15 protein-coding genes are annotated in these 14,632 nt (G+C 69.9%); 5 read left to right on the forward strand and 10 right to left on the reverse strand.

What is annotated here, in order from left to right; all coding sequences use genetic code 11:
- Positions 1 to 49: 49 nt before the first annotated feature.
- The 5 genes from CCR97_RS05330 to CCR97_RS05350 form a co-directional block, all read right to left on the reverse strand.
- The gene (locus tag CCR97_RS05330) at positions 50 to 769 is read right to left on the reverse strand and encodes an HAD hydrolase-like protein (protein ID WP_170145703.1); all 720 of its coding nucleotides are present in this window, start codon (positions 767 to 769) and stop codon (positions 50 to 52) included.
- Positions 770 to 806: 37 nt separating this feature from the next.
- Entirely contained in the window at positions 807 to 1,592 is a 786-nt protein-coding gene (locus CCR97_RS05335; RefSeq protein WP_111355768.1) for an orotate phosphoribosyltransferase, read from the reverse strand.
- Between the two features lie 259 nt (positions 1,593 to 1,851).
- Positions 1,852 to 3,135, reverse strand: coding sequence for a hydantoinase/carbamoylase family amidase (locus tag CCR97_RS05340; RefSeq protein WP_201159356.1), 1,284 nt, complete (start codon positions 3,133 to 3,135; stop codon positions 1,852 to 1,854).
- A 43-nt stretch (positions 3,136 to 3,178) separates the two neighbouring features.
- A complete protein-coding gene (locus CCR97_RS05345) occupies positions 3,179 to 4,171 on the reverse strand; it encodes a dihydroorotate dehydrogenase (RefSeq protein WP_111355767.1) in 993 nt (330 codons plus the stop codon).
- Positions 4,165 to 5,142: a dihydroorotate dehydrogenase electron transfer subunit gene (locus CCR97_RS05350; protein WP_244670279.1), complete on the reverse strand. Its 978-nt coding sequence runs from the start codon at positions 5,140 to 5,142 to the stop codon at positions 4,165 to 4,167. Before CCR97_RS05350 ends, CCR97_RS05345 begins: the two co-directional genes overlap by 7 nt.
- A gap of 372 nt (positions 5,143 to 5,514) precedes the next feature.
- On the opposite strand from CCR97_RS05350, the gene CCR97_RS05355 reads away from it, so the two are divergent.
- The 5 genes from CCR97_RS05355 to CCR97_RS05375 all read left to right on the forward strand — a co-directional run bounded on the left by CCR97_RS05355 (position 5,515) and on the right by CCR97_RS05375 (position 10,141).
- Positions 5,515 to 5,820 (forward strand): hypothetical protein, encoded by a 306-nt coding sequence (locus CCR97_RS05355; RefSeq protein WP_111355766.1) that lies wholly within the window; start codon positions 5,515 to 5,517, stop codon positions 5,818 to 5,820.
- A 417-nt stretch (positions 5,821 to 6,237) separates the two neighbouring features.
- Positions 6,238 to 7,266, forward strand: a complete 1,029-nt coding sequence (locus tag CCR97_RS05360) for a TRAP transporter substrate-binding protein (protein WP_111355765.1) — start codon at positions 6,238 to 6,240, stop codon at positions 7,264 to 7,266.
- Positions 7,267 to 7,363: 97 nt separating this feature from the next.
- Positions 7,364 to 7,873 carry a TRAP transporter small permease gene (locus CCR97_RS05365; protein ID WP_170146057.1) on the forward strand — a complete coding sequence of 170 codons (510 nt, stop codon included), beginning with the start codon at positions 7,364 to 7,366 and terminating at the stop codon, positions 7,871 to 7,873.
- Between the two features lie 11 nt (positions 7,874 to 7,884).
- A complete protein-coding gene (locus CCR97_RS05370) occupies positions 7,885 to 9,165 on the forward strand; it encodes a TRAP transporter large permease (protein ID WP_111359927.1) in 1,281 nt (426 codons plus the stop codon).
- An 88-nt stretch (positions 9,166 to 9,253) separates the two neighbouring features.
- Complete coding sequence (locus CCR97_RS05375) at positions 9,254 to 10,141, forward strand: helix-turn-helix domain-containing protein (protein ID WP_111359928.1); 888 nt, start codon at positions 9,254 to 9,256, stop codon at positions 10,139 to 10,141.
- A gap of 11 nt (positions 10,142 to 10,152) precedes the next feature.
- On the opposite strand, the gene selD is transcribed toward CCR97_RS05375, so the two are convergent.
- From selD to CCR97_RS05400, 5 genes are all read right to left on the reverse strand, one after another.
- Entirely contained in the window at positions 10,153 to 11,202 is a 1,050-nt protein-coding gene (gene selD / locus CCR97_RS05380; RefSeq protein WP_111359929.1) for a selenide, water dikinase SelD, read from the reverse strand.
- Positions 11,199 to 12,383, reverse strand: a complete 1,185-nt coding sequence (locus CCR97_RS05385; protein WP_201159357.1) for a cysteine desulfurase family protein — start codon at positions 12,381 to 12,383, stop codon at positions 11,199 to 11,201. The genes selD and CCR97_RS05385 overlap by 4 nt, the downstream gene beginning before the upstream one ends.
- Before the next feature lie 21 nt (positions 12,384 to 12,404).
- On the reverse strand, positions 12,405 to 12,641 hold the full coding sequence (locus tag CCR97_RS05390) for a sulfurtransferase TusA family protein (RefSeq protein ID WP_111358796.1): 237 nt from the start codon (positions 12,639 to 12,641) through the stop codon (positions 12,405 to 12,407).
- Between the two features lie 154 nt (positions 12,642 to 12,795).
- Complete coding sequence (locus tag CCR97_RS05395) at positions 12,796 to 13,914, reverse strand: transglutaminase-like domain-containing protein (RefSeq protein WP_111358795.1); 1,119 nt, start codon at positions 13,912 to 13,914, stop codon at positions 12,796 to 12,798.
- Positions 13,893 to 14,270 (reverse strand): TlpA family protein disulfide reductase, encoded by a 378-nt coding sequence (locus tag CCR97_RS05400; protein WP_170145964.1) that lies wholly within the window; start codon positions 14,268 to 14,270, stop codon positions 13,893 to 13,895. The genes CCR97_RS05395 and CCR97_RS05400 overlap by 22 nt, the downstream gene beginning before the upstream one ends.
- Positions 14,271 to 14,632 lie beyond the last annotated feature (362 nt).

The following is a 14,632-nucleotide window of genomic DNA, read 5'->3' on the forward strand; positions in this document are numbered from 1 at the left end:
TTCGCGGGGATGAGCGGAATGTGGCGACGTCGGCGGAAGCCGCTCTAGGTCACGCCTCCGAGGGGAGCAGGGCGAGGCGGGCGTCGATCACCTGGCGGATCAGTCCCGGCAGATCGGCCGGCCACTCGCAGAGCGCCAGCGCCTGCGCGGCCGTGAGCTCCTCGGCGCCGCCGAACCCCCACGTCACCCCGATGCAGTCGAGGCCGTTGGCGCGGGCGCCGTTCACGTCGTGCTCGCGGTCGCCGACCATGATGCAGGTCTCGGGATCGATGTCCTCGGTCCCCAGGCACATCGCGATGATGTCGGCCTTCTGGTCGATGCGGCCGTCGAGCGACGAGCCGTAGACGCGCTCGAAGCGCGGCGCGAGCCCGAAGCGGGTGACGATCTTCTCGGCGAAGCTGACCAGCTTGGAGGTGGCGACGTAGAGGCGGAAGCCGTCCTCGACGAGCGCGCCGATCGCCTCCGTTATGCCGGGATAGAGCCGGTTGTCGTAGAGGGCGCCGGCGGCGTAGTGGGTGCGGTAGTGCTGCAGCGCCTGCGCCGTCTTCTCGGGATCGTCGAGCAGGAGCATGAAGCTCTCGCGCAGCGGCGGCCCGATGATCCAGGCGAGCGGCTCGCCGTCCGGCCACGGCTTGCCGATCTGCTCCAGCGCGTAACGGAACGAGGCGTAGACGCCGCCGGCCGGATCGCTGATGGTCCCGTCGAGGTCCAGCAGCACGGTGCCGCGTGCGCTTGTGATCGTGCGCGAAGACAGGGCCGGCTCGCTCATGCGCGCCGGCCCGACATGACCGCGGTCATCACCGGGCTCACGCCGCCGCGCTGGCGCCGGAGGCGGGGCCGCCCGCGCCGGTGCCGACCTTCTCCGGATCGCTGTCGAAGTTGGAGATGCCGCCATGCGCGGCCGACCACTCCGACGGCCCCTCCAGGAATGCCTTCACCTCGCGCAGCACGCCCGGATCGAAATGGCCGCTGGCGGTCGCGACCTCCAGCACGTCGCGCCAGGTGGCGAGGTGATGCAGCTCGACGCCGAGGTCGCGCATGTTGCCCGACACCATCGGGAAGATGTCGTAGTAGAACAGCACGAAGCAGTGGTCGACCGTCGCGCCGGCCTTGCGCAGCGCGTTGCAGAAGTTGACCTTGCTGCGCCCGTCGGTGGCCAGATCCTCGACCAGCAGGGTGCGGGAGCCCGGCACCACCTCGCCCTCGATCTGGGCGTTGCGGCCGAAGCCCTTCGCCTTCTTGCGGATGTACTGCATCGGCAGCATCAGCTTGTCGGCGATCCAGGCGGCGAACGGGATACCGGCGGTCTCGCCGCCCGCGATGTTGTCGATCGACTCGTAGCCGACCTCGGTGAGGATCGTGGAGGCGGCGAAGTCCATCAGGGCGGAACGCAGCCGCGGATAGGAGATGATCTTGCGGCAGTCGACGTAGACCGGGCTCGCCCACCCCGACGTGAACACGAAGGGCTGCGCCGCATTGAACTGGATCGCCTTGATCTCCAGCAGCATCTTGGCCGTCTGCTGGGCGATCACGCGTTTCTCGGTCGGGGGGGAAAACGTGCTCACGGGGTCCTCCGTCTCTGGCACCGTCATGAGCCGCGCGCGAAAACCGCCGGTCAGCCGTGGCTGCCGGCGTCGAGTTCAGTCTCGAGCATGAGCGCGACTCGGCTCTTATCGCGCCATGCGCCGGGCCGGTCAAGCGACTCGGCCCCTTCAGGAATTCCGGTTTCCCCAAGTTCTCCAGACATTTTCGCGAGGGGCCGCGGCGCCGCAGGGCGGCTCCGCGGCGCCGCCGGCGGCATCGCGACGGGCGCCGCCGCCCGCCTCGCAACCGATGGTCGGCCGTTCGCGATCACGGCCCTTCGACCGCGAAGGCGTGCATCAGCTCGACGCCCTGCATGAAGTCGTCGAGGTCCATGGCCTCGGCCGGATTGTGCGAGCCGTTGGCGTTGCGCACGAAGATCATGGCGGAGGGAATGCCGGCATTGGCGAACACGGCCGCGTCGTGGCCGGCGCCGGAGGCGAGCGTCTCGGTCGGCAGGCCGAGCTTGTCGGACGCCGCGACGAGCTTGCGCACCAGCGCCTCGTCCATGCGGGCAGGCTCGGCATAGACGCGGTCGTCGAACTCGAACTTGACGTGACGCAGGTCGGAGACGGCGCGGCACTCCGAGCGGAACAGCTCGTAGAACGCCTCCAGCGTCTCGAAGCTCTGGCTGCGCACCTCGAACGAGAAGGCGACCTCGCCGGGGATGCGGCTGATCGCGTGCTCGTTCGGATCGGTGCCGATCACGCCGGCCGTGACGACGAGATCGAGGCCGCGCTCCAGGAGCCGCATCCAGTGCTCGTCGAGCCGCACGAGCAGATCGGCGACGGCGAACACCGCGTCGCGCCGCAGCCAGCGCGGCACCGTGCCGGAGTGGCCCGCCTCGCCGCGGCACATGATCGCGCGGTGGCGCAGGTTGCCGCGGATGCCGGTGACGACGGCGGTCGGGAATTTCCGCGCCAGCATCACCGGACCCTGCTCGATGTGCAGCTCGACATAGGCCTTGACGGTCGAAGCGTCGATCATCCGGCGGCCGGCCGCCGCGGCGGCGACGTCGATGCCGGCGGCGGCGAGCGTCTCGCGCAGCGTGCGGCCGGTGCCGCGACGCTTCGCCTCCATGTCCTTCGGGTCGAGCGTCCCGAACAACAAGCGCGAGCCGACATTGGCGCGGCCGTAGAAGGCGCTCTCCTCGCCGCGCAGCACCATGGCGCGCACCGGCACGGGCGGGCGCGTGCCCTCGGCGGCGATGCGGATCAGCGTCAGCAGGGCTGCGACGACGCCGGCGCCGCCGTCGAAGTTGCCGCCCTGCGGCACCGAGTCGGCATGCGAGGCGAGCAGCAGCGCCGGCTTCGTGCCGTCGTCGCCGGGCAGCGAGACGATCATGTTCTGCGCGGCGTCGATCTTCACCTTGAGGCCGTGCCGCTCGGCCGCCTCGCGGAAGATCGCCATCGCGGCGTTCTCGCCGGCGTCGTAGCACTCGCGCGTGATGCCCACGCCGTCGAACGTCGCCTCGCGCAGGGCGTCGAACAGGTCGCGCGCGATGTCGCGCAGGCGGAGCGGCTCGGGCAGACGGACCACGGCGGCGTCACTCATGGGACGATCTCGTGCAACGTTATCAGAACGGTGGCGGTCGTGATCACGAGGCGGCCTCGTGGGTGTCGACCGTCAGATCCGCGTCGTGAATCGCGCCGGTGAGCGCGGCGACGCGCGGGAATCCTTTCCGTCGGCAGTAGTCGACGAGGCCGTCGATCACGGTGAGCATCGCGGTCGGGCGCACGAAGGTGGCGGTGCCGACCTGCACGGCCGTGGCGCCGGCCAGCATGAACTCGACCGCGTCGGCGGCCGTCGAGATGCCGCCGCAGCCGATCACCGGGATTTTGACGGCGCGGGCGCATTGCCACACCATCCGCACCGCGATCGGCTTGATGGCGGGGCCGGAGAGCCCGCCCATCACGTTGCCGAGCCGTGGCCGCATCGTCTCGATGTCGATCGACATGGCGAGGATCGTGTTGGCGACCACGACGGCATCGGCGCCGGCCGCCTCGGCGGCGCGGGCGACGCTCGCGATGTCGCCCGTGTTGGGCGACAGCTTCACCCACAGCGGCAGCGCCGTGGCGCGCCGCATCTTCTCGACCACGAGCGCGGTCGGGCGCGGGTCCATCGCGAAGGCCTTGCCGTCCTCCTCGATGTTCGGGCACGAGATGTTCGCCTCGATCGCCGCGACGCCCGGCACGTCGAGCCGCCGCACCGCGTCGGCGAAGGCGTCGGCCGAGAGCGCCGAGACGCTGACCACCAGGGGGGTCGGCACGTCGCGATAGAGCGGCAACGTCTCGGCGACGAAGTGATCGAGCCCCTTGCTCGGGATGCCGATCGAATTCAGCATGCCCTGACCGACCTCGCAGACGCGCGGCGTCGGGTTGCCGCCGCGCAACTGCGGCGTCACGGTCTTGGTGACGAGCGCGCCGAGCGCCTCGAACGGCACGACGGCGCCGAGATTCTCGGCGAAGGTGCCGGACGCCGGCATCACGGCGTTGCGCAGCGTCAGGCTGCCGATGCGGACCGTCTGGTCGATCGTCTGGCCGGCGGCGATGCCCGGGCCGGCGCCGGGCGGCGTTCCGTGCCCTACCATGACATCGCCTCGGCGAGCGGGAACACCGGACCTTCGGTGCAGACGCGGCGCGCCTCGACGACGCCGTCGACCGAGAAGTTGCGCACGCAGCAGAAGCACATGCCGAGGCCGCAGGCCATCTGCTGCTCGAGCGCGACCTCGCCGGGAATGCTCAGCTCGCGGCCGACGCGCTGCATCAGCAGCATCAGCCGGTTGGAGCCGCAGGTGTAGAACGCGTCGGCGCGCCCCGCCGCTGCGACCTCGCGAAGAATCGCCTCGACATTGGCCGGATCGCTCGACCCGTCGGTGTCGAGCACGACGCGCACCGAGGCACCGACGGCGGCGAAGCGCTCGGCCGACATCACGGTCGCCGGGCTGCGGGCCGACAGGATTGCCGTGACGCCGACGCCTTGCGCGGCCGCCGCCTCGGCGAGCGGGGCGAGGGTCGCGAGCCCGACGCCGCGGCCGAGCACGACGATGTGCTTGGCGGTGTCCGGAATCGAGAAGCCGACGCCGAGCGGGCCGAGCAGCCGCATGGTGCGGCCGACCTTGATCGAGGCGAGCGCGCGGGTGCCGACACCCGTGACCTTGTAGAGGAACTCGACGCGGCCGCGCGCCGGATCGGCGCCGTACAGGCTCATCGGCCGGCGCAGGAACGGCTTGTCCTCGGCGGTGTGCGGGCATTCGAGATTGAAGAACTGGCCGGCCTTGGCGAGCGGCGCCGGCTCGGGCGCCTCCAGCACGAGGTGGCGGTACTCGTCGTTCAGCCAGACATGCGAGACCACGACGCCGAGCACGTCGGCGACCGCCGGCGCATCGCCGTGTGCGGCGCCGGATGCGGGGCTCGAGCCGAGCGTGGTGGTGTGCGGCATGCCGGAGTCTGCCGTGCCGGCGACCGGCGCGCCACCCCCCGGCGAGCCGGGCGCTTGCGCGATCGTGCCTTGCGCGGTCGCGCCGCGGCGCATCGGCTGGAAGCTGATGGTCTGGCCCATTCCGCCCTTTCCGGATCCGGGCGGCGACGGGCGGATGCCCGCTCGCCTGGCCGGATCGCTCGAATCGTTTCGGCCGCCGCGGGCCGGTGATCGTCACCGTCGGCGCGGGGCGTTCGACTGTCTAATTTCTGAGACTGTCGCAGCAGGCCGCCTCGTTGTCAACCCGGGGGCTCACGGCTCGAAATTTTATGGCGGTAAAACAAAGCTGTCGTGAACCAATGGTGACGGGCCGGCGAGGTCTTCCGGTCGTCGACCCAGTCCCGAGCCGCGGGAGAAATCTCTTTTTTTCTCCTCTTGTTGTGGTATCAACGGTAGTTTCTTCTCCGGGGGCGCCGTCGGCGCCCGTGGTCGCATTCGAGGGAGGGAACGCTCTTGGACGAACTGCTCACCTGGCTGAAGGCCCAGCACAACGGCCTTCGGACCTACAAGGATTTCCAGCAGAGGGTGCTGAACCTCGCCGGCTCGGATCGCGAGCATGTGGCGCTCTATCAGATCCTCGCGCTGCTGGTCGGCCGCTTCATCGACTCCTACGAGGAGCATCCGCTCACCGGCGACGTGGCCGACCAGGCGTTCGATCACCTCATCGAGATCACCGAGAAGGCGACCGCCTCGATGGGCGCGGCGCCGGCCGATCAGCTCGCGACTCTCAACGCCATCGCGGCGGCCGATCTCGGCTGACGGGCGCGCCTGCTCGGGCCTTCGCACCCTCTCGTCGACACGAACAAAAAAGAGTGCCCGCGCGGGCACTCTTTTGGTTTTGTCGCCGAGGGTGAGGCCTCGCCGTCGTCATGGGCGGGCTTGTCACGAGCCGGGCCCGTCAGGGCCAGCCACGTCTCGTAGCGGCGAACCCGGCGTCGTGGATGCCCGGCACGCGGCCGGGCGCGACGGCGCCGCGAGCGTCCCCGCCACGACCCCGCCTCGAGGGCGGGACGGCCGCCGCCTGAGCACCGCAGGTTCTTGTCCGGTCGCTCGATTTCGCGCTGGCGGCTGGGCGAAGTGCCTCGGTTTGACACCATTTCTGCCGTAGTCTAAATTTTGATACAGGCCCCGATCCCACACAAAACAGCTCCGATCCCGCATACAAGAGAGAGTCCCATGGCTTCACGGCGCCAATTCCTGAAGATCACGAGCGGTGCGCTCGTCGTCGCTGCGTCCGCCTCCACGGTGTCGGCCCAGACGGCCAAGTACACGGCCAAGATCGCGCATCTCGAAGCCCCGACCCAGCCGCGTCATCGCGGGCTCGAGAAGGTGGCCGAGCTCGTCAAGGCGCGCACCAACGGCGAGGTCGAGTTCAAGCTGTTCCCGGCCTCCCAGCTGGGCAATGCGCGCCAGATGGTCGAGGGAGTGCAGTTCGGCTCGATCGAGTGCACGGTCATGCCCGCGGCCTTCCTGGGCGGGTTCAATCCGGTGGTGTCGGTCTTCGACATCCCGTTCCTGCTGCCCAACGACGTCGCCAAGGCGAATGCGCTGCGCACCGGCCCGTTCGGCCAATACGTGCTCGACACCTTCTCCAGCCGCGGCTTCGTCGCCATCGCGCTGTGGCCGAACGGCCGCAAGAGCCTGACGTCGAACAAGCCGATCAACTCGACGCAGGCCTTTAAGGGGCAGAAGTTCCGCGTGATGGACTCGCGCATCCTGATCGAGCAGTTCGGCGCGGTCGGCGCGAGCGCCATCGCGATCCCGTTCGGCGAGCTCTACACGGCCCTGCAGACCGGCGTCGTGGACGGCGAGGAGAACCCGCTCGACACGATCTCCACCATGAAGTTCCACGAGGTTCAGAAGTATCTCGTGGTGTCGGATCACGGCGCCATGGAGGACTTCGTGCTGTTCAATCCGACGTGGTGGAAGTCGCTGCCGGAGGGGCACCGCAAGATCATCACCGACACCTTCATCGAGGTCCGGCCCGAGGTCGAGAAGATGAAGGCGGATGCGAAGATCGCCGCCCTGGAGATCATCAAGAACGCCGGCAAGACCGAGATCAGCGACCTGGGCGAGGCCGACCGCAAGGCCTGGGAGTCGGCAATGGTGCCGAAGTCGGAAGCCGCCTTCGTGGCGCGCGCCGGCGCGGAAGGCCAGAAGGCGATCGACCTCTACAAGGCCGAGATGAAGAAGCTCGGCAACTGACGAACGCGCGACGCGCCCGGCGAGCACCGGGCGCGTCGCGACCGTTCCGACGGCGGGCGGACATGGCCACCCTGCAGACTCGATGAAGAAGACACGCATGTTCGCTCGCGCATTGGACATCATCCGTATCGTCGAGAGAACGTTCATCGCGGTCGTCCTGATCGCGATGTCGTTCCTGTATTTCGTCAATGTCGTGGTCCGCTACTTCAGCGCGGAGCTCGCGACCGAACTCGCCTGGATCGACGAGGCGACGCTGTTCGGGCTCGCGTGGCTGGTCTTCGTCGGTCTCGGGCTGGCGCTGGAGCGGCGCCGGCACATCGCGATGACCGTGCTGATCGACCAGCTGCAGGGCCGCGTCGCCCGCCTGGTGCAGATCGCGATCAATCTGACGGGCCTCGTCTTCTGCCTGCTCTTCACCAAGTTCAGCTTCGATCTCGCGCTGTTCATCTACAACAGCGGGCAGATCAGCCCGACGCTCGGCACCACGATGCTGTGGCTCTACGCGCCGCTGCCGGTCGGGTTCGCCCTTCTGTCGCTGCGCTACCTGCTCGAGCTCACCGGCGTCCAGAACCGGTTCCTGCTTCGCGACGTGTTCCAGGATCATTGAGGTAAGCGCGCGTGACCGTCATCCTGCTCTGCGTCGCCGCGGCGATCCTGCTCGTCCTGGGCTTCGAGATGTTCCTCGTCATGGGGGTACCGACCCTGCTGGCGTGGCTTCTCCTGTTCCCGTCGATTCCGCCGGTCGCCCTGGCACAGAAGCTCCTCGGCGGCGTCAACGTCTCCACCCTGCTGGCGATCCCGTTCTTCATCTTCGCCGCCGACATCATGGCGCGCGGAACCATCGCCAAACGGCTCACCGATCTCGTCAAGACCAATATCGGCCATGTCCGCGGCGGTATCGGGCATACGACGGTCGTCTCCTGCATGGGGTTCGGCGCCATCTGCGGATCGGCGCCCGCGACCGTGGCGGCGCTCGGCCGTCTGCTACATCCCGAGCTCTTGAAGGCGCGCTATTCCGAGACCTTCTCGCTCGCCCTGATCGCCTCGAGCGCGGAGTGCGCCCTGCTCATCCCGCCGAGCATCACGCTCATCATCTACGGCTGGCTGACCGGGACGTCGATCGCCGACCTGTTCGCCGGCGGCTTCGTGGTCGGCGTCGCGCTCGGCATCGCGTTCATGATCTACGTGCAGATCGTCACGTGGCGCACCGGCGCCGGCCTGTTCCCGCGCGCGACGCGCCGCGAGCGCCTGCTCGCCTTGCGCGACGGGCTCGTCGCGCTGGGCATGCCGTTCATCATTCTCGGCGGCATCTATGGCGGGATCTTCACGGCCACCGAGGCCGCGGCCGTCGCCGTCGCCTATGCGCTCCTGATCGAGATGGTCGTCTATCGGTCGATCGGCCTCAAGGTCCTCATGGAGATCGCCGAGGGCTCGGCCATCACCGTCGCCGTCATCTTCATCCTGCTGGCGACCGGGTCGATGCTGTCGTTCCTCATCACGCTGGCGCAGGTGCCTGCCTTCTTCACGCAGCTGTTCGCGGCGTGGAACGTCGACTGGATCGTCTTCCTGCTGATCGTGAACGTCGTGCTGCTCGTCGCCGGGATGTTCATCGATCCCAACTCCATTCTGCTGGTTCTCGTGCCGACGTTCTATCCGGTCGCGACGTCGCTCGGCATCGACCCGGTCCATTTCGGCCTCGTCGTCTGCCTCAACATCTGCATCGGGATGATAACGCCACCGTTCGGGCTCGACCTGTTCGTCGCGTCGTCGACGCTGCGCCGGCCCGTGGAGCTGATCATCCGCGGTATCTGGCCGTTCATCGTCGTCAATATCCTGGTGCTCCTGCTCATTACCTATGTCCCGCAGATTTCCACGGGACTACTGGCGATCGTCCGCTGAGGCTCGCTGCCGCCAACCGTATCGCGACGAGACAACACGATCCCGGACACCATCCGCCGCCGCATCGGGGCGGGCCGCGGGGAGAACGATGTCCGACCATCTGGCCGAGATCGGCCGACGGCTGCGCGCCTATCGGCTGGGCAAGAACCTCACGGTGAGCAGCATCGCCGAGGCGATCGGGGTGTCGCGGGCTGCCGTCTACCGGCTGGAGCGCGGCGAGCTCGTCAAGATCGAGACGCTGGAGAAGATCTCCGAGCTCCTGGAGACGTCGCTGCCGTCGCTGATGGGGGTGGGTGTCGAGTACTACGCCAACGCCGTGTCGTTCTTCGAGCGCATGCGCCAGCTCGAGGAGACCGCCGTCCACGTGCTCGGCAACTTCTCGCCGTTCTCGTTCCTGCTCCAGTCCGACGAGTACATGGAGCATCTGCGCGTGATGCTGCTCGAGGGAATCCCCGAGAGCCATCGCGAGCCGGCGGCGGCGCGCGCCGAGGTCGAGGCCGTGATGGCGATCCTCCACGCGCGGCGGCGGGGCGCCGCGACCCGGCGCATCCCGGTGCTCAGCATCGTCTCGGCGCCCGACATCGAGCGCTTCCTGCGCTCCGGCCTGGTCGGACGCTTCGATCTCCCGGACGCGGTGGTGCGCGCGCGCCGCGCGCTCGCCGCCTGCGAGATCGAGCGGTTCGCCGGCCTGCTCGAGCACCCACCGATCGGCGTCCAGATTGGCGTCATCGAGGACCAGGCGCCGTTCCAGACCTTCCAGGTGTTCGAGGCGGCCGATCACGCCGCCGTCACTCTCAGCCCCTACCGGCTCGGCGACCACCCGAACATCACGTCCGGCATCGCCATGGCGACCGCGACCCCGGAGGCGGTGCGGCTGTTCAAGACCATCATCACCGAGCAGTGGGGCCGCGCCCGGAAAGGCGAGGCCGGCGCCCGCGTGCTGCGCGCCGTGCTGGCCCGCGCCGCGGGCGGGTGAGGGGAGCCCGCCTACCCCACGACCCGGATCGCCGCGGGTCCTTCCTCGACATGGCCGATGCGGCTCGCGGCCGGGTAGCCGGCCTCGACGATGGTGCGCAGGAGCGCGTCGGTGCGCTGCGGGGCGCAGGCGACCAGCAGACCCCCGGAGGTCTGCGGATCGGTGAGCAGGTGGCGGCGCCAGTCCGGCAGGTTTTTGGGGAGCGACACGGCCGCGCCGTAGCTCGACCAGTTGCGGTGCGAGGCGCCGGTGACGCAGCCGGCCTGCGCCAGCGCGGCGGCGTGGGACAGGAGCGGCACGGCCTGCAGCGAGGTGGTCAGCGCCACCGCGGCGCCGCGCGCCATCTCCAGCGCATGCCCGAGCAGGCCGAAGCCGGTGACGTCGGTGACGGCGTGCACGGCCGGGTCGCGGGCGAGATCGGCGCCGATGCGGTTCAGGAGCGTCGTCGAGGCGATCATCTCGTCATAGGCGCCGTCCGGCAGCACGCCCTTCTTGATCGCCGACGAGTACACGCCGACGCCGAGCGCCTTGGTGAGGATCAGGTCGTCGCCGGGCTTGGCATCGGCGTTGCGGCGGACCTGCTCGGGCCGGCAGGTGCCGATCACGGCGAGCCCGTAGATCGGCTCCGGCGAGTCGATCGAGTGGCCGCCGGCGACCGGGATGCCGGCCTGCGCGCACACGCTGGCGCCGCCCTTCAGGATCTCGCGGATCGTCTCGGGCGGCATCTTGTCGATCGGCATGCCGAGGATGGCGAGCGCCATGATCGGCCTGCCGCCCATCGCATAGACGTCCGAGATCGCGTTGGTCGCGGCGATGCGGCCGAAGTCGTGCGGGTCGTCGACCATCGGCATGAAGAAGTCCGTGGTGGCGATCACGCAGGTGGTGTCGTCGATCTGCCAGACGGCGGCGTCGTCGCCCGTCTCGGTGCCGACCAGGAGTTGCGCGAACGGCCCGGCGGCGGGCTGCTCGGCGAGCAGTTGCTGCAGCACCGAGGGGGCGAGCTTGCAGCCGCAGCCGCCGCCATGGGCGAGACTGGTGAGGCGGAGATCGTGCGCGTTCATGACAAGGCTCCGGAGAGGCGCGGGGCGGGGGAAGCCGCCGCGCCGAGCTGCCGCCAGGCGGCGGCGAGACGGTCGGCGGCGGTCGCGACATCGTCCGCCGTGGTGGCGCGCCCGAGCGACAGGCGCACGGCGCCGAGCGCCGCCTCGGGCGCGAGCCCGAGCGCGAGCAGCACGGCGGACGGCGCCTCGCTGCCGGCGTGGCAGGCCGAGCCGGTCGAGGCGAGCACGCCCGGACAGGCCTCCAGCAGCAGCCGGCCGGAGACGTCGGGGAAGAGCACGTTCAGGGTGTTGGGCAGACGCTGTTCCGGATCGCCGACCAGCACCAGGCCCGGCACCGCCTCGCGCAGCCGAGCCAGAAGCCCGGCGGCGAGCACCCGCGTGCGGGCGGCGTCCTGCTCCAGCCGCGCGGCGGCGATCCGGCAGGCGGCGCCGAGCCCGACCATGAAGGCGACGTTCTCGGTGCCGGGCCGCCGGCCGTGCTCCTGCCCGGCGCCGGCGAGCAGCGGTGGCAGGGCGATGTCGTGGCGGATGTAGAGCGCGCCGATGCCCTTCGGGGCGTAGACCTTGTGACCCGCCACCGTGAGCAGATCGACGCCGAGCGCCGCGACGTCGACCGGCACCTTGCCGAGCGACTGCGCCGCGTCGGCATGGACCCGCACGCCGCGGGCGCGGGCCGCCCGGGCGATCTCGGCGACCGGCTGCAGCGTGCCGATCTCGTTCTGGGCGTGGATGAGCGTGACCAGCGCGGTCGTGTCGTCGAGCGACGTGATCACGTCGTCGGCGGCGACACGGCCGTCGGGTCGCGGGGCGACGCGGCGCACCGGATGGCCGGCGCGCTCCAAGAGCCGGCAGCACTCCTCGGTGGCCGGATGCTCGAACGCCGTCGTCACGATGCCGTGCCGACCCGGGCGCGCGACCGCGGCGCCGCGGATCGCCGTGTTGGAGGATTCGGTGCCGCCGCTGGTGAACACGATCTCGTCCGGGCTCGCGCCGATCAGCGCCGCGACTTCGGCGCGAGCGGTCTCCACCGCGGCGCGGGCGCGCCGGCCGGCCGGATGCGACGAGGAGGGATTGCCGAACTCCTCGCGCAGGAACGGCAGCATGGCGGCGAGCACGTCCGGGTCGACCGGGGTCGTCGCGTTGTGGTCGAGATAGACGGGGCCGGGCAGGGGCTGGGTCATGTTGTGCGGGCCGGTCCGGGCTCAATGCCGCTTGACGATGCGGAAGACGTAGAGGTCGCCGCTGATCTCCTGGCCGTCGAGCCAGTGGCCGGTCTGGGCGCAGAAATGCGGCACGTCGATCACGGTGAGCGGATCCGTGCATTCGAGCACCAGCGTGCCGCCGATCGGCACGTGCCGCAGCGCCGTCTTGGCCTTCAGCACCGGCAGCGGGCAGGAGAGCCCGCGCAGGTCGAGGATGGTTTCCATTTGTTCGGTCATCAACGCCATTGCCGTCCTGGTCTCTCTTTCGTCGTGCTCCGCAAAGGCGGAGCACCCAGTACGCCGTAGCGCGTGCGGCTCGATCTCGGCGCTGGTGGATACTGGGTCGTCCGCCTGCGCGGACGACGACGACGGATAGGTTGTGACGGCGGGCCTAAGCCGCCGTCGTCTCCTTCGCCCTGATCACGTAGCGGAAGCTGTCCGGGTCGAGGCAGTCGAGGCGCTGGCTCGCGGTCTCGGCCTGCGGATACATCAGGAAGCCGATCTTCGGCCCCTGGGCGCCCGGCAGCGCGAGGTCGTGCGCGACATTGTAGGCGAGCCAGTTGGTCTCCCACGACCCGAAGAGCGCGCGTCGCGCCGCGACCACCTTGGGTTCGTCGATGGCGAGCCTGGTCGGCGGCTCCTCCAGCACGACCTTGCGCACGTCGGCCGGATCGACCGGCACCCAGCCGAACGCCTCGAGCCACACCTCGGCGCGGCAGTGCTGCGCCTTGGTGATCACCTCCGAGCCGGCGCCGAGGCTCTTGTAGCCGAACGCCGACGGGGCGAGCCTGATGCCGTAGACGTCGCGGGCCGGCAGGCCGGCGGCGCGGGCGAGCCCGACATAGAGGGCGTTGAGATCGGCACACTTGCCGCCGAGATTGCCGGTCTTCAGCATCGCGGCGATGTCGCCGATGCCGCAGCCGCGGGTCGCCGGATCCCGGAACGTGTTGTCGACGATCCACTCGTAGATCGCCGTGGCCTTGGCGACGTCGTCGCGCGCGCCGGCCGTGATCTTCTCCGCCGTCTGCTTGACGATGCCGTCGACCGGGATCAGGTCGGTGCCCTCGGTGTAGAGCGCACGTTCGGCCGCCGACAGCGCGGCGGGGCGGGAGGGTGCCGCGAGATCGACGGCGCGGTCGCGCGTCGCGACCTTGCTGGTCACCTCGACGAACGGCGCCGTCTCGCCGGCCGCCCATTCGACATGGATCATGCCGGCGCCGTATTTCGGGTCACGGACCATCGCCGCCTTGCCGTTCGACGTAAAGGTCGTGTCGAGCGAGCGAAACCAGGCGTCCTCGTTCACGCTCGGCACCGGCACCCAGGCCTGGGTGCGCCCTTCGGGCTTGGCGATCTCGAGCCGCGTCGTCACCGCGAAGCTGCGCCAGGCGCCCGGCTTCGGCGCGAAGCCCGCGGCCGCCGAAGCGGCGGCGCTTTGTGCGAAGGCGATCTCGGGAAGCGTCGCGGCGGCTGCCAGGGCGGCGCCGGCCTTCAACACGTCGCGTCGGTGCATGCTGGTGTCCTCCCGTCGGGGGTTGTCGTGGCGAGCGCCACGAGAGGGGCCGTGACTGTGGGGTCGCGCCAGTCGAGATCGCCTTCGGCGACCAGCCGCGGCGTCGAGGTGGCGTCGAGCACGATGGTGGTCGGCAGCGCCGTGACGCCGAAGGCGCGCGCCACCGCGCGGTCGCGGTCGAGCAGCACCGGGCGGCTCCAGCCGACCTGCGCGGCGAAGCGCTTCACCCGGAGGTCGACCTCGCCGACATCGATCGCGAACGTGATCAGATCGTCGCGGCGGTCGGCGAAGGCCGCGAGCAGCGGCAGTTCGGCCCGGCAGGGCTCGCACCAGGTGGCGAAGAAATGCAGGACCACGGGGCGTCCGCACGCGCGCGGCCTCGCCAGGCTCGGCGACGGTGGTGCAGACGGAACCGGCTAGACCAAAGGCGAGCCCGAAGAGGGATGCGGCAAACACGCGCGCCGTGCTTCGGCGGTGCGAAACTACGGCGGCTGCGCGACGGTGCCACGCTGCCGTCGACCGCGCGCGGCCGCGATCCGGAGCGGCCGGCCCGCGACGACGTGATGATGAGAAGTCGCCCCGGCACCCGGGAGCCGTGATCAGGATCACGACGGCACTCTGCGAGACGCGCCGTCGCGACGTCAACGGATTTCACGTCAGCCAGCGCCCGTCCGGCGGCCCGCACGAGCCGGACCTCCGTCGTGTAAAGTTGTCGCGA

Source organism: Rhodoplanes elegans (assembly GCF_016653355.1).
Classification (GTDB): domain Bacteria; phylum Pseudomonadota; class Alphaproteobacteria; order Rhizobiales; family Xanthobacteraceae; genus Rhodoplanes; species Rhodoplanes elegans.